The following is an 18,415-nucleotide window of genomic DNA, read 5'->3' on the forward strand; positions in this document are numbered from 1 at the left end:
TCCTGAAACCGTGTGCGTACAAGCAGTAGGAGCCTCGCAAGGGGTGACTGCGTACCTTTTGTATAATGGGTCAGCGACTTACTGTTCGTGGCAAGCTTAACCGTATAGGGGAGGCGAAGGGAAACCGAGTCTGATAAGGGCGCATAGTCGCGGGCAGTAGACCCGAAACCGGGTGATCTAGTCATGGCCAGGGTGAAGGTGCCGTAACAGGTACTGGAGGCCCGAACCCACGTCTGTTGCAAAAGACGGGGATGAGCTGTGATTAGGAGTGAAAAGCTAATCGAACCCGGAGATAGCTGGTTCTCCTCGAAAGCTATTTAGGTAGCGCCTCATATGTATCCTCTCGGGGGTAGAGCACTGTTATGGCTAGGGGGTCATCGCGACTTACCAAACCATTGCAAACTCCGAATACCGAGACGGACTGTATGGGAGACACACGGCGGGTGCTAACGTCCGTCGTGAAAAGGGAAACAACCCAGACCCACAGCTAAGGTCCCAAATTCACTGCTAAGTGGAAAACCATGTGGAAAGGCACAGACAGCCAGGAGGTTGGCTTAGAAGCAGCCACCCTTTAAAGAAAGCGTAATAGCTCACTGGTCGAGTCGGTCTGCGGGGAAGATTTAACGGGGCTAAGCAGTGAACCGAAGCTTGGGGTGTGCAACCTTCAGGGTTGTACGCGGTAGAGGAGCGTTCCGTAAGCCGTTGAAGGTGGATTGAGAAGTCCGCTGGAGGTATCGGAAGTGCGAATGCTGACATGAGTAACGATAATGCGGGTGAAAAACCCGCACGCCGAAAGCCCAAGGTTTCCTTGCGCAACGTTAATCGGCGCAGGGTGAGTCGGCCCCTAAGGCGAGGACGAAAGTCGTAGTCGATGGGAAGCAGGTTAATATTCCTGCACCTCGCGTAAGTGCGATGGAGGGACGGAGAAGGTTAGGCGTACCAGGCGTTGGTTGTCCTGGGGAAAGGCGGTAGGTTTGGATCTTTGGCAAATCCGGGATCCTTTAAGACCGAGCACCGAGACGAGTCTTTAAGACGAAGTCGCTGATACCACGCTTCCAGGAAAAGCTCCTAAGCTTCAGCTTACGCAGACCGTACCGTAAACCGACACAGGTGGGTAGGATGAGAATTCTCAGGCGCTTGAGAGAACTCGGGTGAAGGAACTAGGCAACATGGCACCGTAACTTCGGGAGAAGGTGCACCCTTTTTGGTGGCTCATGCGAGCTATAGCTGAAGAGGGTCGCAGTAACCAGGCCGCTGCGACTGTTTATCAAAAACACAGCACTCTGCAAACACGAAAGTGGACGTATAGGGTGTGACGCCTGCCCGGTGCTGGAAGGTTAATTGATGGGGTCAGCCGCAAGGCGAAGCTCTTGATCGAAGCCCCAGTAAACGGCGGCCGTAACTATAACGGTCCTAAGGTAGCGAAATTCCTTGTCGGGTAAGTTCCGACCTGCACGAATGGCGTAACGACAGCGGCGCTGTCTCCACCCGAGACTCAGTGAAATTGAAATCGCTGTGAAGATGCAGCGTTCCCGTGGCAAGACGGAAAGACCCCGTGAACCTTTACTATAGCTTTACACTGAACGTTGAGTTCGTCTGTGTAGGATAGGTGGGAGGCTATGAAACTGTGGCGCTAGCTGCAGTGGAGCCAACCTTGAAATACCACCCTGTCGTGCTTGACGTTCTAACCTAGGTCCGTAATCCGGATCAGGGACCGTGTATGGTGGGTAGTTTGACTGGGGCGGTCTCCTCCTAAAGAGTAACGGAGGAGCTCGAAGGTACGCTCAGCGCGGTCGGACATCGCGCACTGTGTGCAAAGGCATAAGCGTGCTTGACTGCAAGATCGACGGATCAAGCAGGTAGGAAACTAGGACTTAGTGATCCGGTGGTTCTGTATGGAAGGGCCATCGCTCAACGGATAAAAGGTACTCCGGGGATAACAGGCTGATACCGCCCAAGAGTTCATATCGACGGCGGTGTTTGGCACCTCGATGTCGGCTCATCACATCCTGGGGCTGTAGTCGGTCCCAAGGGTATGGCTGTTCGCCATTTAAAGTGGTACGCGAGCTGGGTTCAGAACGTCGTGAGACAGTTCGGTCCCTATCTGCCATGGGCGTTGGAGATTTGAGAGGGGCTGCTCCTAGTACGAGAGGACCGGAGTGGACGAACCTCTGGTGTTCCGGTTGTCACGCCAGTGGCATTGCCGGGTAGCTATGTTCGGAAGCGATAACCGCTGAAAGCATCTAAGCGGGAAGCGCGCCTCAAGATGAGATCTCCCGGGGCACAAGCCCCCTGAAGGAACCATATAGACTATGTGGTTGATAGGTCAGGTGTGTAAGTACAGCAATGTATTGAGCTAACTGATACTAATGATCCGTGAGGCTTGACCATATAACCTCAAGTTGCCTTGGCCGACATGACATGTCGATAGATCCAAGTGCACGCTACGTCACAAGACCAAACGAGAGGCAGGCGCTGTAGGCGCGTCTCTTTGTAAAGCAGGGCACTAACGTGCCCCGCTCCCTGCAAAGATACGACGACCCGCGGCGACACTCCAAACGCCTCCCTGGTGAAATTAGCGCTATGGAACCACCCGATCCCATCCCGAACTCGGAAGTGAAACGTAGCTGCGCCGATGGTAGTGTGGCTCAAGCCATGCGAGAGTAGGTCATCGCCAGGGTTTATACCCCGAAAACCCCGTTGCTCATGCAACGGGGTTTTCTTTTTATGTAGGTACATGCTTTTTCGTACCTGCCGCCCAAGGGCAAGAACGTGAGCTGCGCTTATGCGCGTCCCCCGCAAGGGCACGCCGCAACGCGACGCTCCAACCGTCTCCCTGGTGAAATTAGCGCTATGGAACCACCCGATCCCATCCCGAACTCGGAAGTGAAACGTAGCTGCGCCGATGGTAGTGTGGCTCAAGCCATGCGAGAGTAGGTCATCGCCAGGGTTTAAAACCGAAAACCCCGCTGCTCACGCAGCGGGGTTTTTTTTATGCGCGGCGCGGTAGTGACGGCCGCTGGCCGTCAACTGCCTGCCGCTGCGCTCGCCGAGCGTGGCTCGGCGCTACCGGTGTGCGTTGGCACCGCAGGCATGGCGATGTAGGGCGATCCCACGGGCGTCAGGCATCAAAAAAGCGGCGGCCTGCAGGCCGCCGCTTCTTCTGTGCATCACGCCAGACGTTACTTGGCAGCGGCTGCCGGCTTGCCCTTCATCATCTCGTCGCGGGCCGCCTTGAACGGGTTGCCCTCGTACCAGTTCGGCCAGCGGTCGCCCGCAGCAAGCTCCTTGCCGACACCATGCAGCAACTGCAGGTCTTCCACGGTGCCGTCCAGCTTCCACGTCGCCGGATCGAACTCATCCTTCGGGCCGTGGTAGCGGTTGCGCCCGTAGTCCTCGGCCACCTTGCGGCCGGCCTCGACACCGCCCTCGCGCAGGTCTTCGCCCCCGTCGGCATACAACGCAGGCACGCCGGCCTTGGCGAAGTTGAAATGATCCGAACGGAAGTAGAAACCGCTCTGCACCGCGCTCTCGCCATGCAGCGTACGGCCCTGCGCGGCAGCCAGCGGCTTCAGGATGTCTTCCAGCTCCGAGCTGCCGAAGCCGGTCACGGTCATGTCCTTCGCGCGGCCGGCCACCGACATCGCATCGATGTTGATCACACCGGCAATCTTGTCCAGCGGGAACGTCGGGTGGGCCACGTAGTACTTCGAACCGAGCAGGCCGGACTCTTCCAGCGTCACCGCCAGGAACACCGCCGAACGCGCCGGCTTCGGGTCCTGATGCACCATCGCGTCGGCGACTTCCAGGATGCCGGCCACGCCGGTCGCGTTGTCCACCGCGCCGTTGTAGATGTTGTCGTCGGCCTCGCCTTCATGCTTGCCCAGGTGATCCCAATGCGCCATGTACAGCACCGCTTCGTCGGCGCGGCTGCTGCCCGGCAACACCCCCACCACGTTGCGCGAGGTTTTCTCCGCGGTCGTGCTCTTCAGGTCCACCGACAGCTTGGCCTTCAGCGGCACCGGTTTGAAGCCACGCTTGTTGGCATCCTTGTAGGCTTGCGCCAGATCCAGGCCGGCACCGGCGAACAAGGCTTTCGCCGCGTCCGCACTCAGCCAGCCCTGGACCGGCAGGCGCGCGTCCGGATCGTCCTTGGCCGGCAGGTCGTACTGCGGACCCGCCCAGGAATTCTTCACCACGTCCCAGCCATACGACGCGCCGGCCGTGTCATGCACGATCAAGGCGGCAGCCGCACCCTTGCGGGCGGCTTCTTCGAACTTGTAGGTCCAGCGACCGTAGTAGGTCATGCGCTTGCCGTCGAACAGCTTGGCATCGTCGACATGGAACCCGGGATCGTTGACGAACATCACCACCGTCTTGCCTTTCCAGTCCTGGCCGGCGTAGTCGTTCCATTCCCGCTCCGGCGCATCCACGCCGTAGCCGACGAACACGATGTCACTGCCGTCGACCTTGACCTCGGTCTGACCGGTGCGGGTACCCACTACCATGTCGGTCCCGAACTTCAGCTCGCTGGACTTGCCGGCCTGGTCGATCTTCAACGAGGTCGATTCGTCGGCCGTGGTCTCGGTCATCGCCACGTCCTGGAACCAGCTGTCGCCGTTGCCGGGCTGCAGGCCGATGCGCTGCATCTGGTCACGGATATAGTTGACCGTGAGCTCTTCACCCTTGCTGCCAGGGGCACGTCCTTCGAACGCGTCGGAAGAAAGCGTCTTGACCAGTTCGGCGAAGTCGGCCGCATTGATCTCCGGCGAGAACGTGTGGGTGCTGGCAGCCGGGGCGGTGGTCGCAGTGGGCGCGGCCGGCGCCGCTGCGGCGGGCGCGGTGTCGTCGCCCTTGCAGGCGGTCAATGCCGCGGTGATGGCAAGGCAGAGCAGTAGGTTGCGGGGCATCATCTAGGATCCTGCAGGGTAGGGGCGGGTCCCGCTCAGGCAGGCCCGGCATGGAATCAATTTTCAGGCGCGGTATCGGTATCGAACGATACCGGCGTCGCGCCACTGACCGGACCGGTCGTCGCGCTGCGATGTACGTACAACAGCACGTCACGCTCGAACTGCAGCGGGCCCTTCACCACGGCATTCGGGCCGATGATGACGCGGGGCTTCCGGTTCGGGGTGAATGAAATGCTGAAGCTCGGCTTCTTGATCTGGATGCCGCCGTTGACCACCGACCCGACGCCCACCGTGACATCCCCGTTGACGGTTTCAATGTCGCCCGCCAGCTGCGTTTCAACCAGGCCGATGCCACCGTTCACGGTTTCCACGCGGCCTTCGATCCGGCTGCGGCGGTCGGCGAAGATGCTTCCGTTGACGGTGGTGACGTTGCCGCGTGCGATCACGCCGCCGGCCAGGCGAACGCCGCCGTTGACGGTCGCGATGCCGCCGGTGCGCGCTCCTTCGCCGACCTTGATGGTGCCGTTCACGGTCTCGATGTCGCCGGTTTCCACGCCATCGTCTACGCGGATGCTGCCGTTGACCGTGTCCAGATCACCGTAGCGCTGACCGGAGGTGGCAGTGATGCTGCCGTTGACCTTGCTGATGTCTTCCTGCGCGAGCGCCGGTGTGGCAGCCGCCGCGAGGGCAAGCAGCAAGGCGAGGGATCGTGCGTTCATGGCGGTTCCTTGTGTGGCACATGCGGCTGGCAGGCCGCCCGGCAAAGATGTCACCATGCTGCACCAGAAACCGCATCTGCCTGAAGTCACTGGAACGCTCTTGCGCGACAACGCCTTTCACTCACGCATCGCTAACACCCGCGCCTGCCTGCTGGCGTGCGGCGCGCTGCTGGCCCTGTCTGCCGGGCTGATGCCGGTGGCGCCGGTCCATGCGCAGTCCACCCGAGAGGCCGAACGCAAGCTGCAGAAACTGCGTACCGAACTGAAGGGCGTTGCGCAGGAGCGGCAGCAGCTGGACAGCCAGCGCGACCAGGCCAGCCGCCAACTGCGCGAAATGGACGAGAAGGTGGCGCGTACCGGGCGCACGTTGGCGCAGACCGAAGCCGCGCTGCAGGAGCAGAACACGGCGCTGGCCGGTCTGGAGAAGCGGCGTGGGGATCTGCAGGGCAGCCTGCAGCAGCAGCGCAAGGAACTGGCCGGCTTGCTGCGTGGGGCGTATCGCTTGGGCAACCATGCACCGCTGAAGCTGTTGCTCTCGCAGGACACCGTGGCCGATGGCAACCGCTCGCTCGCGTATCACCGGTACCTGCAGCGCGAACGCAGCCAGCGGATCCATGACATCACCGCCGACCTGAAGGAGCTGGACACCCTGCAGGGACAGATCAGCGCGCGGCAGGCAGAGCTGCAGGGCACGCGCCAGCAGCAGAAACAGCAGGCCACGGCGTTGGTCAACGATCGCCGTGATCGCGAGCGCGCGGTTGCCGCGCTCGACGAGCGCTTCAAGGACCGCAGCGAACGCGAGAAAGCCCTCGGCAAGGATGCCAAGGCGCTGGAAACCCTGCTTGCGAACCTGCGTGCGGCCGCCGCGCGTGCGGAGGCGGAGCGCCGTGCCGCCGCCCGTCGGGTCGCAGCGGAAAAAGCGGCCGAAAAAGCCGCCGCCGATCGTGCCGTCGCCGAAGGTCGCCCCGCACCGCCACCGCGCGCGACCAAGGTTCCGCCGGCCGTGGCCTCGGCCCCCGCGCCGAAGGTCGGTGGCCTGGGCTGGCCGCTCTCCGGCAATCTGCTGGCGCGCTATGGCGGCAAGCTGCCCGACGGACGCACCAGCAGCGGTGTACTGATCGGCGCTGCTGCCGGCACCACGGTCACCGCCGTGGCCGATGGCACGGTCGTGTTTTCCGACTGGATGACCGGCTACGGCATGATCCTGATCGTCGATCACGGCAATGGCTACATGAGCCTGTACGCACACAACGACACGTTGCTGAAGGACGCCGGTGCGGCGGTCAAGCGCGGCGACGCGCTGGCCAAGGTCGGCAATTCCGGCGGTCAGGGCGTATCGGCGCTGTACTTCGAACTGCGGCGCGGTGGGCAGCCGGTGAACCCGGACAGCTGGTTGCAGCGACGCTGAACCGTAGTCGTTCGCAGCGGTAGGCATGTCAACGGGAATTTACCGGCGGGTAACGCATAATCGGGCGCTGCAACGGTCGTGCACGCATTCCAGCGGCGCATCCGTCACCGATCCCCCAGGAGTGCTTCATGCGTGTAGCCCGAACCGCCACCCTGCTGCTGGCCCTGCTGCCTTCGCTTGCGTTGGCGCAGCAACCGGCAGCCGTCCCCGCCAGTGACGCCAGTGCGGCCAACAACGAGGAAGCCGCGACGTCGAAGGTGCCGCTGGAGGAAATCCGGCGTTTCGTGGCGGTGTACAACGCGGTACGTGCAGCGTACGTGGATCCGGTGGATGACAAGAAGCTCATGCAGGACGCGGTACGTGGCCTGTTGCTGGACCTGGACCCGCACAGCACCTACTTCGGCAAGGAAGACGCCGAAGCCTTCGACGAGCAGGCCAATGGCGCTTACGAAGGCATTGGGGTGGAGCTGCAGCAGCAGCCGGACAACAGCAGCCTGAAGATCATTTCGCCGATCGACGACACGCCGGCCGCCCGCGCAGGCATCCTCGCCGGCGACCTCATCATCGCCATCGACGGCAAGCCGATCAGTGCCATCAAGGCCAGCGAACCGCTGCGTGGCGTCGCCGGCAGCAAGGTCGTGCTGACCATCGTGCGCGACGGCAAGCCCAAGCCCTTCGATGTCACCTTGGCGCGCGAAACGATCCGGGTCACCAGCGTGCGCAGCCGCATGCTCGAGCCGGGCTACGGCTACATCCGCCTGAGCACCTTCCAGGCCGACACCGGTGCGGATTTCCAGAAGCACGTGCGCCAGTTGTCCAAGCAGGCCGGTGGCCAGCTGAAGGGCCTGGTATTGGATCTGCGCAGCAATCCTGGCGGCCTGTTGACCGCCGCGGTGCAGGTCGCCGATGACTTGCTGGAGAAGGGCAACATCGTCAGCACGCGTGGCCGCATCAGCATCAGCGATGCGCGTTTCGATGCCACCCCGGGCGACCTGTTGAAGGGCGCGCCGGTGATGGTGCTGGTGGATGCGGGTTCGGCCAGTGCTTCCGAAGTGCTGGCGGGCGCGCTGCGCGACAACCAGCGGGCCCGGGTGATCGGCAGCCGCACGTTCGGCAAGGGGTCGGTGCAGACCGTGCTGCCGCTGGACAATGGCGATTCAGTGAAGCTGACCACCGCGCGTTACTTCACGCCGAGCGGCAAGTCGATCCAGGCCACCGGCATCGTGCCCGAAGTGGAACTGAAGCCCGCACCGGTGGAAGGCGAAGAGGCCCTGCCCGCCAGCCTGACCGACTTCAGTGAAGCCACGCTGCCGGGTCACCTGCATGGTGATGCCGAAGGCGAAGAAGGCTACCAGGCAGGCGACGTACTGCCCGGCGACGGCCCGATCAACGACGCACTGGCCGAGCTCAAGCAGCCCGGCTCGGTCGCCGCGCGGCTGAAGGCCGAAGCCGCGAAGGCCCCGCCCAAGCCAGCCGCCGAAGCCAAGTCGGAAGCGAAGCCGGAAGCAAAGCCGGATGCAAAGCCCACGGAGCCGCCGGTCAAACCCTGATCACGGCGACGCCGCCCCCGGTAGCGCCGAAGGCAGCGGCAGGAGCCGCTGCCAACGTCGCTTGCGACGGCCCGCAGGGTGCCGGTCAGGACGACCGGCATAGCCATGCTCGGCGAGCGCAGCGGACGGAGCAGATCCGGCGGCCAGCGGCCGCCACACCCACCCGCCGCGACGCGTCAGAATCCCTGACGCTTGCGCAGCCTGCGCGCGATCGCCGCGCGTACGTACACCCCGTACAACACCCCGAACCCGAAGCCGGCGATGTGCGCCCACCACGCCACCATGCCGAAGCTCGGCCCGATGTGTGCGAACACCACCTGCAGCACCGCCCACACGCCGATCAGCAGATACGCCGGGGCCCGCACGAACTCCAGGAACAGCCCCAGCGGGATCACCACGCCCAGGCGCGCGCCGGGGAACAGCGCCAGGTAGGTGCCGATCAACGCCGACACCGCGCCGCTGGCGCCGATGATGATCTGGTCCGGCGTGCCCATCGTGTAGACCGCGGTCAGGTTGGCGAAGGCCCCACCGAACAGGAACAGCAGGATCAAGCGCCACGGTCCCAGCACCCGCTCGGCAGGCAGGCCGAAGATCAGCAGGAACACCAGGTTGCCCAGCAGGTGGGACCAGTCCGCGTGCAGGAACAGCGCGGTGAACAGGCGCAGCACGCTGCCGTCCTTGAACGTGGCCCACCAGTCCAGCGGCCGCACCAGACCCGCCGATAGGGCGCCCCAGTCCATCCACAGGCTGCTGCGCGCCTCGTGCGGGCGCGAGATCGACCACAGGAACGCGATCCAGAGGGCGGCGAACAGCAGGGGGGTAGCCCAGCGGACGGCAGCTTTCCGGCGCGAGGGGAGCGAAAGGAACATGGCGGCAAGCGTATCCCGTCGGCGCCCTCATCGCGCGCCTCGTATTCAGATTTCAGGGTGGAAAAAGCACCCTATCTGTTATTGTTTCATTAACTCGTCTGGGTGATACTCGCATACGGCGTCGTATGTCGGGAGGGGAATCCGGCGCGTCCTGGAGGGCCTTGGCCTAAGGGGGACGCAGGCGCATGCAGAGCAAACAACCGCTTTCCGGAGAGATAAAACGATGCAAACCGCTTCTACTTTTGCCCGCATTTCGATGCTGGCCGTCGGCATTGCCGGCGTACTGGCTGCCACCGATGCGAACGCTGCGGCGTTCCAGCTGGCGGAAAAGAGTGCCAAGGGCCTGGGCCGTGCCTTCGCCGGTTCGGGCAGCGCCGAGGGTGATGCCTCGATCATCGCCGCCAACCCGGCCGGCATGCGCCAGCTGGATGGCCGCGTGGTCCAGGGCGACCTGAGCGCGATCAGCTTCAAGGCCGAGTTCGAAGGCTCCGGCCGCAAGCCGACCGGCGCCCCGCAGACCGGTGGTGATGGCGGCGACGCCGGCATGATCGCGCCGGTCCCGGCCGCGTACTTCCACATGCCGGTCGGCGAAAAGGCCCACTTCGGCGTCTCCCTGACCGCACCGTTCGGCTTCAAGACCGACTACGACGCAGGCTGGGTGGGTCGCTACAGCGGCCTGAAGACCGACCTGAAGGCGATCGACCTCGGCTTCGCGATGTCCTACGACGTCAACCCGTATGTGTCGTTCGGCGCATCGGTGTTCGTTGAGCACCTGACCATCGAACTGAGCAACAACATCGACTTCGGCACCGCGCTGGCCCAGTCCCGCGTTCCGGGCTTCGCGCCGGGCAGCGCCGATGGCAAGCTGACCGTGGAAGGCGACAACAACGCGGTCGGTTGGACCGTCGGCGGTCTGTTCAGCCTCGATGAGAACACTCACATCGGCCTGAGCTACCGTTCCAAGGTCGAGCACAAGATCACCGGCGGCGACGCCACCTTCGATGTGCCGCCCAATGCAGCGGCCGTGCTGGCCGTGGCCCAGCCGGGTCGTTTCACCGACACCAGCGGCCGCGCGACGGTGACCCTGCCGGCGTCGGCCACGCTGAGCGTGACCCACAACATCAACGATCGCTGGACCGTGATGGGTGACGTCACCCGTACCGCGTGGTCCACCGCGTTCGACCAGGTGACCATCGACTACGCGTCGGCGCAGCCGGATTCGGTGCTGGACTTCGGCTACCGCGACACCACCTTCGTGTCGCTGGGTACCGACTTCAAGCTCAGCGATACCATCACCCTGCGCGGTGGTGTGGCACTGGACCAGACCCCGACCACCGACGCGCACCGCGATGTCCGCGTGCCGGATACCAGCCGCAAGTGGCTGTCGGTCGGTCTGGGCTGGAACCCGTCGGAAAACGTCGAGTACAACTTCGGCTACACCCACCTGTTGACCAGCGATCCGAACGTGTTCGTGTCGCCGACCACCAACAACCAGGGCAACTCGCTGACCGGCAAGTACAAGGTCCGTGGCGACGTGCTGGCCGCTTCGATGCAGTACAAGTTCTGATTTCACGCCGCAACGCGTGAGCGCAGTACGAAGGAGCCCCGCGCAAGCGGGGCTTTTTCGTTTCCGCGATGCCACTAGACTGGGCCATGGACTTTTCAGACCCCGCGTTCAAGCTTGAAATCGCCGCCAACGTCGCCGCTGCTGCATCGATCCTGCTGGCCGGGCGCAACAGCGTGCACGGCTGGTGGATCAGCATCATCGCCGGGGTGCTGTTCGCCCTCGTGTTCCTGCAGGCGCGGTTGTACGGCCAGGTGGCGCTGCAGGGCTTTTTCATCGCCGTGGGCGCGCTGGGCTGGTGGCAGTGGCTGCGCGGTGACCGCGGTGCGCCGCTGCGCATCACCCGCCTGAAGGCCGCTGCATGGCCGTGGCTGGCGTTGCTGGTGGTGGCGGGCACGTGGGGCTACGGCGCGATGCTGGTGCGCCATACGGACGGCCATGCGCCCTACGTGGACGCGGCGATCCTGCTGCTGAGCATGGTCGGTCAGTTGCTGATGATGCGGCGCAAGCTGGAGTGCTGGTGGGTGTGGCTGCTGGTGAACACCCTGGCGGTTCCGCTGTACTACAGCGGTGGCCTGCAGCTGACTGCGCTGCTGTACGTGGGGTATTGGATCAACGCGCTGGTCGCACTGCGGCACTGGCGGCGGGAGATGGACGTTGCGCGCTGACGCGCGTACGGTCAGAAGCGCAGGCAACGTCAACATCAAAAGCCCTGCGGGGCCGTGGGTTGGCGGGGCGGGGTGGATTGGCGGGGGACGGCAGAAACTGCATCCATGCGGGCCTCGTTTCGCGCCATCCATGGCGCTCAACGCCCCCGCCAACCCACCCCGCCCCACCTTCGACAGGTCCATGGTGGCCATGGACAAACATCGGGTTGGACGGGGGGAAATGAAAAGGGATCGGGGGCTCTCGCCACCCGACGGGTCAACAATGCCAGTGGTAGCGCCGAGCCGTGCTCGGCGGACTGTTTCCGCCAATGGCCCGCTGCGCTCGCCGAGCATGGCTCGGCGCTACCAACCCACACCTGCTGGCAGCCGCGGGAACCCATCCCGCTCTACCCACCCACAGAAAACCCACACCCGCGGCACAGCAGGAAAAATCAGTCGCCCAGCGTCAGCAGCGAGGCGTTGCCACCGGCGGCGGTGGTGTTCACCGTCACCGTCTTTTCCGTTGCAAAGCGCAGCAGGTAGTGCGGGCCGCCCGCCTTCGGGCCGGTGCCGGACAGGCCCTGGCCACCGAACGGCTGCACACCGACCACGGCACCGATCTGGTTGCGGTTGACGTACACGTTGCCCACCTGGATGCCGGTGGTGATGCGGTCTACGGTCTCATCGATGCGCGAATGCACGCCCAGTGTCAGGCCATAGCCGGTAGCGTTGATCTGGTCGATCACGGATTGCAGCTGATCACCCTTCCAACGGATCACGTGCAGCACGGGTCCGAAGATCTCCCTGTGCAGCTGGCCCAGGTCCTTCAGTTCATACGCGCGCGGGGCGAAGAAGCTGCCATGTGCGGCTTCGTCGGTCAGGGTTGCCGCGGCGATCAGGCGCGCTTCGGTGTCCATGCGTGCGGCATGGTCGTGCAGGATCTTCAACGCGTCCGCATCGATCACCGGGCCCACGTCGGTGGACAGCAGGCCCGGGTCGCCGATCTTCAGTTCCTTCATCGCGCCGGCCAGCATGGTCATCACCTTGTCGGCGATGTCGTCCTGCACGAACAGCACGCGCGCGGCCGAGCAACGCTGCCCTGCCGAGGTGAACGCCGAACCGATGGCATCCTTGACCAGTTGTTCCGGCAGCGCCGACGAATCCGCAATGAACGCGTTCTGGCCGCCGGTTTCGGCAATCAGCACGCCGATCGCGGCATCACGCGCGGCCATCGCGCGGTTGATCGCGCGTGCGGTATCGGTGGACCCGGTAAAGGCCACGCCGGCCACGCGCGGATCGGCGGTCAGTGCCGCGCCCACGGTGGCGCCATCACCGGGCAGGAACTGCAGCACGCCTTCCGGCACGCCCGCGTCCAGCATCAGCTTCACCGCGTAGTAGCCGATCAGATTGGTCTGCTCAGCCGGCTTGGCGATCACGCTGTTGCCCGCCGCCAACGCAGCGGCCACCTGGCCGAGGAAGATCGCCAGCGGGAAGTTCCACGGACTGATGCAGACGAACACGCCGCGGCCATGCAGCTGCAGTTCGTTCGATTCACCGGTCGGGCTGGGCAGCTTCTCGGCATGGCCGAACTGTTCGCGCGCCTGCTTGGCGTAGTAACGCAGGAAGTCGACCGCTTCGCGCACTTCGGCCACACCATCGGGCAGGCTCTTGCCGGCTTCCTTCACGCACAGCGCCATGAACTCGGCGATGCGGGCTTCCAGCTGGTCCGCGGCGTGTTCCAGGATCGCCGCGCGGCTGGCGGCCGGCGTGCGGTTCCAAGCCGGCTGCGCCGCCACTGCGTTGGTCAACGCCTTCTGCACGGTCACATCGTCGGCCGCCTGCCACTGGCCGATCACCTGGCGGTTATCGGCCGGGTTGGTCACCGGCAGCGTCGCACCGGTCAGCGTCGCACCCGGCACCAGCGGGGCGGCGTGCCATGCCTTGACGGCGCCGTTGAGCTGCTCGGCAAGGTCGCGCAGCGCGTTGTCGTTGGCCAGATTGATGCCCATGGAATTGTTCCTGTCGTGGTTCTGGCTGCGCAGCAGGTCAACCGGCAGCGGGATCTTGGGGTGTGGAATGGATGCGAACGAAGCCACCATCTCAACCGGGTCGCGTACCAGCTCGGCGATCGCGACGCGGTCATCGGTGATGCGGTTGACGAAGCTGGAGTTGGCGCCGTTTTCCAACAGGCGGCGCACCAGGTACGGCAGCAGGTCTTCGTGCGAACCGACCGGCGCGTACACGCGGCACGGCAGGCCCAGGCGATCGGCCGGCACCACTTCGGCATACAGATCGTCGCCCATGCCATGCAGCTTCTGGTGCTCGTACACGCCGCCCTTGGCGAGGGTGCGGATCGCCGCGATGGTGTGCGCGTTGTGGGTCGCGAACATCGGATAGATCGCATCGGCATGGCCGAACAGGCGCTTGGCGCATGCCAGGTAGGACACGTCGGTGTTCTGCTTGCGGGTGAACACCGGGTAGCCCGGGTAGCCTTCGATCTGCGCACGCTTGATCTCGGCATCCCAGTACGCGCCCTTGACCAGGCGTACCTGCAGGCGGCGACCGTTGCGGCGGGCCATGTCGGCGAGGAAATCGATCGTGTACGGGGTGCGCTTCTGGTACGCCTGCACCACGACGCCGAAGCCATCCCAGCCGGCCAGCGAGGCGTCGGAGAACACGCGGTCGATGATGTCCAGCGACAGTTCCAGGCGGTCCGCTTCCTCGGCGTCGACCGTGCAGCCGATGCCGTAGCTTTTCGCCAGCTGCGCCAGCTCCAGCACGCCGGGCACCAGATCGTGCAGCACGCGTTCGCGCTTGGCGTGTTCGTAGCGCGGGTACAGCGCGGACAGCTTGATTGAAATGCCCGGGGCGTTGTTGACATCGCCATCCGGACGGCCACCGCGGGCCTTGTGGTCGCCGCCGATGGCATGGATCGCGCGGCGGTAGTCTTCCAGGTAACGCAGCGCGTCCTTCATGGTCAGCGCGCCTTCGCCCAGCATGTCGAACGAGTAGCGGTAGCTGGCGTTGTCGCCCTTGTGCGAACGGTCCAGCGCTTCGCCGATGGTGCGGCCCATGACGAACTGGTGGCCCATGATCTTCATCGCCTGGCGCACCGCGAGGCGGATCACCGGCTCGCCCACGCGGCCCATCAGACGCTGGAAGGCGCCCGGGACATCGGCGCGGGTCGCATCGTTGATCTGCACCAGGCGGCCGGTCAGCATCAGGCCCCAGGTCGAGGCGTTGACCAGCACCGAATCACTGCCGCCCATGTGCTTTTTCCAGTCCGCATCGGCCAGCTTGTCGCGGATCAGCTTGTCGGCGGTGGCCTGGTCGGGAATGCGCAGCAGCGCTTCGGCCACGCACATCAGCAGCACGCCCTCCTCGCTGCCTAGGTCGTACTGGCGCATGAAGGCTTCAATGGCGCCCTGGTCCTTGGCACGCACCCGCACACGGGCGACCAGGTCGGCGGCAAGCGCCTGCACCTGGGCCTGTTCGTCGGCCGGCAGGCGGGCCTGGGCCAGCAGTTCGGTGACGTGCGCGGTTTCGTCTTTCAGCCAGGCGTCGGTGATTGCCTGGCGGAACGGGGAGGGGGAGGCCGGCAGTTCCGGCGACAGCAGCGCGTCGGCCTGCGGCACGAGGCCGGGGGCAGCGGGCGAAAGAGTGGGTGCGTTCATGCCGGTCCGGCCAGTGGAAAACTTGGCGATTTTAATCATTTTTCGCTCGCCGGATAGCCCCCTTACTGACCATTGCGACATTCCTGATAGTCCCGCCCCGTAAAGGATTCAGCTATCTCGGGGAGGTGGAGGTAAATTGTGCCGAAATCGGCAAATCGGCTGACGGCGTATTGCTGTGCTGCAGCATGCTAAAAACCGTGAATGGACCTTGTAAGTGTCGAGAGGGCAGGGCTACCATCCAGACGTATCCCGCGGCAACAACGCGGTTGCGACAGGATCAGGGCGCACGGTGCGCCGCAGGGGATCTGAATACGCAACGGCGCGGGCGTCCCCCCCACGGACGTTCGATGCCCCGGCAGCCAGTTTGAAAGCTTGCTCTCCGCCAGCGATGGCGGTCACCGATGACGTCAAGGGTCTAGGCAATGAAGCAAAGCAGCGCGTGGGGCGGCAGGTGCGTTTCCGGATTGGCCGCGTTGGCGGCAGGCGTAGGTGTTCCTGCTCTCGGCTGGGCCCAGTCCGCCGATCCGAAGCCGTGGCAGTTGAACATGGGCCGGGGGGTCACCCAGACCTCGCGCCTGGCGTGGGAGTCGAACATGCTGTCGCTGATCGTGGTCACGGTCATCGGCGTGATCGTCTTCGGTGCGATGGCCTACGCCATCTTCAAGTTCCGCAAATCCAAGGGCGCGGTCGCCGCGACCTTCAGCCACAACACCAAGGCCGAGGTCATCTGGACGGTGATCCCGGTGATCATCCTCGTGGTGATGGCGTGGCCGGCGACGGCCAACCTGATCAAGATGTACGACACCCGCGATGCCGAGATGACCGTCAAGGTCACGGGCTACCAGTGGATGTGGCGCTATGAATACCTGGGCGAAGGCGTGGACTTCACCAGCCGCCTGGACCGCGAATCCGATCGCATGCGCCAGAGTGGCAAGGTGCCCACCCGCGAGAGCAACCCGCACTACCTGCTCGATGTGGACAACCGGCTGGTGCTGCCGGTGGATACCAAGGTGCGCTTCGTCATCACGTCCGACGACGTGATCCATGCCTGGTGGGTACCGGCGCTGGGCTGGAAACAGGATGCGATCCCGGGCTTCATCAACGAAGCCTGGACCAGCATCGACACCCCCGGCGTATACCGCGGCCAGTGCGCCGAACTGTGCGGCAAGGACCACGGCTTCATGCCGATCGTGGTGGAGGCCGTGTCCAAGGACGAATTCAAGCGCTGGCTGGCCCAGAAGAAGCCGGCGCCTGCCGCGGCTCCCGCTGCGCCCGCCACGCCGACGTCACCGGAGCCCACGACCCCGGCTGGCGACGGCAGCGCACCACGGCAACCGGTGACCCCGGCCGAGCCCGCTTCCGCACCGGCCCCGGCGCCCACCACCGACGCCTGACCCAACCGCCCGTGGCCGCACCGCGGCCACCGTGACAAATCGATCTGAGAGGTGTTTTGCAATGGCGCACTCGGCAGTTGGGCACGACGACCACCACGGCCCTACGCAGGGGTTCTTCGCACGTTGGTTCTTCAGCACCAACCACAAGGACATCGGCACGCTGTACCTGCTTTTCAGCTTCGTCATGTTCATCATCGGCGCGGCGATGAGCGTGGTCATCCGCACCGAACTGGCGCAACCCGGCCTGCAGTTCGTCAAGCCGGAATTCTTCAACCAGATGACCACCATGCACGCGCTGGTGATGATCTTCGGCGGGGTGATGCCGGCCTTCGTCGGCCTGGCCAACTGGATGATCCCGTTGCAGATCGGTGCACCGGACATGGCGCTGCCGCGCATGAACAACTGGTCGTTCTGGCTGTTGCCGGTGGCCTTCAGCCTGTTGCTGGTCACCCTGTTCCTGCCCGGTGGCGCACCGGCCGGTGGCTGGACGCTGTACCCGCCGCTGTCGCTGCAGGGCGGCTACAACGTGGCGTTCACCGTGTTCGCCATCCACGTAGCCGGTATCAGTTCCATCATGGGCGCGATCAACATCATCGCCACCGTGCTGAACATGCGCGCACCCGGCATCGATCTGCTGAAGATGCCGATCTTCTGCTGGGCCTGGCTGATCACCGCCTTCCTGCTGATCGCGGTGATGCCCGTGCTGGCCGGTGCGGTGACCATGCTGCTGACCGACAAGTTCTTCGGCACCAGCTTCTTCAATGCGGCCGGCGGCGGCGACCCGGTGATGTTCCAGCACATCTTCTGGTTCTTCGGTCATCCGGAGGTGTACATCATGATCCTGCCCGCCTTCGGCGTGGTCAGCGAGATCATCCCCACCTTCAGCCGCAAGCCGTTGTTCGGCTACCAGGCGATGGTCTACGCGACCGCCGCCATCGCCTTCCTGTCCTTCATCGTCTGGGCCCACCACATGTTCACCGTGGGCATGCCCCTGGGCGGTGAGATCTACTTCATGTTCGCCACCATGCTGATCTCCATTCCCACCGGGGTGAAGGTGTTCAATTGGGTCAGTACGATGTGGCGCGGTTCGTTGACCTTCGAAGCCCCGATGCTGTGGTCGGTGGCCTTCGTCATCCTGTTCACGATCGGCGGTTTCTCCGGCCTGATGCTGGCCATCGTGGCGGCCGATTTCCAGTACCACGACACCTACTTCGTGGTCGCGCATTTCCATTACGTCCTGGTCACCGGCGCGGTGTTCGGGCTGATCGCCGCGGTGTACTACTGGTGGCCGAAGTGGACCGGGCGCATGTACAGCGAGAGGTGGGCCCGCGTGCACTTCTGGTGGTCCATCGTCTTCGTCAACCTGCTGTTCTTCCCGCAGCACTTCCTCGGCCTGGCCGGCATGCCGCGGCGCATCCCCGATTACAGCGTCGCCTTCGCCGACTGGAACCTGATCAGTTCCATCGGTGCCTTCGGCATGTTCGTCACCCCCTTCATGATGGCGGCCATCCTGCTGTGGTCACTGCGCCATGGTGAAAGGGCTGCCGCACGCAGCTGGGAAGGCGCGCGCGGACTGGAGTGGACGGTGCCGTCACCGGCGCCGGCGCATACCTTCACCACGCCACCGGTCATCCGCCCGGGTGACCTGGCCCACGACGACATCAGTCACTGAGGTGCGTG

10 protein-coding genes and 3 rRNA genes (1 of these 13 only partly in view) are annotated in these 18,415 nt (G+C 64.2%); 9 read left to right on the forward strand and 4 right to left on the reverse strand.

Annotated features, from left to right (window positions below; translation table 11 throughout):
* The 3 genes from ICJ04_RS01640 to rrf (ICJ04_RS01650) form a co-directional block, all read left to right on the forward strand.
* Nucleotides 1–2,391: ribosomal RNA gene (locus tag ICJ04_RS01640) — 23S ribosomal RNA — on the forward strand (it extends 493 nt beyond the left edge of the window).
* A 174-nt stretch (nt 2,392–2,565) separates the two neighbouring features.
* A 5S ribosomal RNA gene (gene rrf / locus ICJ04_RS01645) occupies nt 2,566–2,680 on the forward strand.
* 155 nt (nt 2,681–2,835) lie between these two features.
* A 5S ribosomal RNA gene (rrf, locus tag ICJ04_RS01650) occupies nt 2,836–2,950 on the forward strand.
* A 232-nt stretch (nt 2,951–3,182) separates the two neighbouring features.
* Here the strand turns inward: rrf (ICJ04_RS01650) and ICJ04_RS01655 are convergent.
* Both ICJ04_RS01655 and ICJ04_RS01660 read right to left on the reverse strand, forming a co-directional pair.
* Nucleotides 3,183–4,910 (reverse strand): M28 family metallopeptidase, encoded by a 1,728-nt coding sequence (locus tag ICJ04_RS01655; protein ID WP_188327168.1) that lies wholly within the window; start codon nt 4,908–4,910, stop codon nt 3,183–3,185.
* A 56-nt stretch (nt 4,911–4,966) separates the two neighbouring features.
* On the reverse strand, nt 4,967–5,629 hold the full coding sequence (locus ICJ04_RS01660; protein ID WP_188325833.1) for a hypothetical protein: 663 nt from the start codon (nt 5,627–5,629) through the stop codon (nt 4,967–4,969).
* Nucleotides 5,630–5,819: 190 nt separating this feature from the next.
* Between ICJ04_RS01660 and ICJ04_RS01665 the strand changes: the two genes are divergently transcribed.
* Together ICJ04_RS01665 and ICJ04_RS01670 are read left to right on the forward strand one after the other, a co-directional pair.
* Nucleotides 5,820–7,037, forward strand: a complete 1,218-nt coding sequence (locus ICJ04_RS01665; RefSeq protein WP_275138278.1) for a peptidoglycan DD-metalloendopeptidase family protein — start codon at nt 5,820–5,822, stop codon at nt 7,035–7,037.
* A 128-nt stretch (nt 7,038–7,165) separates the two neighbouring features.
* On the forward strand, nt 7,166–8,587 hold the full coding sequence (locus ICJ04_RS01670) for a S41 family peptidase (RefSeq protein ID WP_188325835.1): 1,422 nt from the start codon (nt 7,166–7,168) through the stop codon (nt 8,585–8,587).
* A 176-nt stretch (nt 8,588–8,763) separates the two neighbouring features.
* Here ICJ04_RS01670 and ICJ04_RS01675 read toward each other — a convergent pair whose 3' ends face one another.
* A complete protein-coding gene (locus ICJ04_RS01675) occupies nt 8,764–9,456 on the reverse strand; it encodes a rhomboid family intramembrane serine protease (RefSeq protein ID WP_188325836.1) in 693 nt (230 codons plus the stop codon).
* A 223-nt stretch (nt 9,457–9,679) separates the two neighbouring features.
* Here ICJ04_RS01675 and ICJ04_RS01680 point away from each other — a divergent pair, with 223 nt between their 5' ends.
* Nucleotides 9,680–11,023, forward strand: a complete 1,344-nt coding sequence (locus ICJ04_RS01680) for an outer membrane protein transport protein (RefSeq protein ID WP_188325837.1) — start codon at nt 9,680–9,682, stop codon at nt 11,021–11,023.
* Between the two features lie 86 nt (nt 11,024–11,109).
* A complete protein-coding gene (gene pnuC, locus ICJ04_RS01685) occupies nt 11,110–11,688 on the forward strand; it encodes a nicotinamide riboside transporter PnuC (RefSeq protein ID WP_188325838.1) in 579 nt (192 codons plus the stop codon).
* 431 nt (nt 11,689–12,119) lie between these two features.
* On the opposite strand, the gene putA is transcribed toward pnuC, so the two are convergent.
* Entirely contained in the window at nt 12,120–15,341 is a 3,222-nt protein-coding gene (gene putA, locus ICJ04_RS01690; RefSeq protein ID WP_188325839.1) for a bifunctional proline dehydrogenase/L-glutamate gamma-semialdehyde dehydrogenase PutA, read from the reverse strand.
* 422 nt (nt 15,342–15,763) lie between these two features.
* On the opposite strand from putA, the gene coxB reads away from it, so the two are divergent.
* The gene (gene coxB / locus ICJ04_RS01695; protein WP_188325840.1) at nt 15,764–16,735 is read left to right on the forward strand and encodes a cytochrome c oxidase subunit II; all 972 of its coding nucleotides are present in this window, start codon (nt 15,764–15,766) and stop codon (nt 16,733–16,735) included.
* Between the two features lie 61 nt (nt 16,736–16,796).
* The gene (gene ctaD / locus ICJ04_RS01700) at nt 16,797–18,407 is read left to right on the forward strand and encodes a cytochrome c oxidase subunit I (RefSeq protein ID WP_188325841.1); all 1,611 of its coding nucleotides are present in this window, start codon (nt 16,797–16,799) and stop codon (nt 18,405–18,407) included.
* Nucleotides 18,408–18,415: the final 8 nt, after the last annotated feature.

The organism is Stenotrophomonas sp. 169 (genome assembly GCF_014621775.1).
Classification (GTDB): Bacteria; Pseudomonadota; Gammaproteobacteria; order Xanthomonadales; family Xanthomonadaceae; genus Stenotrophomonas.

Coding starts and splice junctions, on each gene's coding strand:
- putA (WP_188325839.1), bottom strand. CDS start 15,341: ATGAACGCACCCACTCTTTCGCCCGCTGCCCCCGGCCTCGTGCCGCAG.
- ICJ04_RS01675 (WP_188325836.1), bottom strand. CDS start 9,456: ATGTTCCTTTCGCTCCCCTCGCGCCGGAAAGCTGCCGTCCGCTGGGCT.
- ICJ04_RS01660 (WP_188325833.1), bottom strand. CDS start 5,629: ATGAACGCACGATCCCTCGCCTTGCTGCTTGCCCTCGCGGCGGCTGCC.
- pnuC (WP_188325838.1), top strand. CDS start 11,110: ATGGACTTTTCAGACCCCGCGTTCAAGCTTGAAATCGCCGCCAACGTC.
- ICJ04_RS01665 (WP_275138278.1), top strand. CDS start 5,820: ATGCCGGTGGCGCCGGTCCATGCGCAGTCCACCCGAGAGGCCGAACGC.
- ICJ04_RS01680 (WP_188325837.1), top strand. CDS start 9,680: ATGCAAACCGCTTCTACTTTTGCCCGCATTTCGATGCTGGCCGTCGGC.
- ICJ04_RS01670 (WP_188325835.1), top strand. CDS start 7,166: ATGCGTGTAGCCCGAACCGCCACCCTGCTGCTGGCCCTGCTGCCTTCG.
- ctaD (WP_188325841.1), top strand. CDS start 16,797: ATGGCGCACTCGGCAGTTGGGCACGACGACCACCACGGCCCTACGCAG.
- ICJ04_RS01655 (WP_188327168.1), bottom strand. CDS start 4,910: ATGCCCCGCAACCTACTGCTCTGCCTTGCCATCACCGCGGCATTGACC.
- coxB (WP_188325840.1), top strand. CDS start 15,764: ATGAAGCAAAGCAGCGCGTGGGGCGGCAGGTGCGTTTCCGGATTGGCC.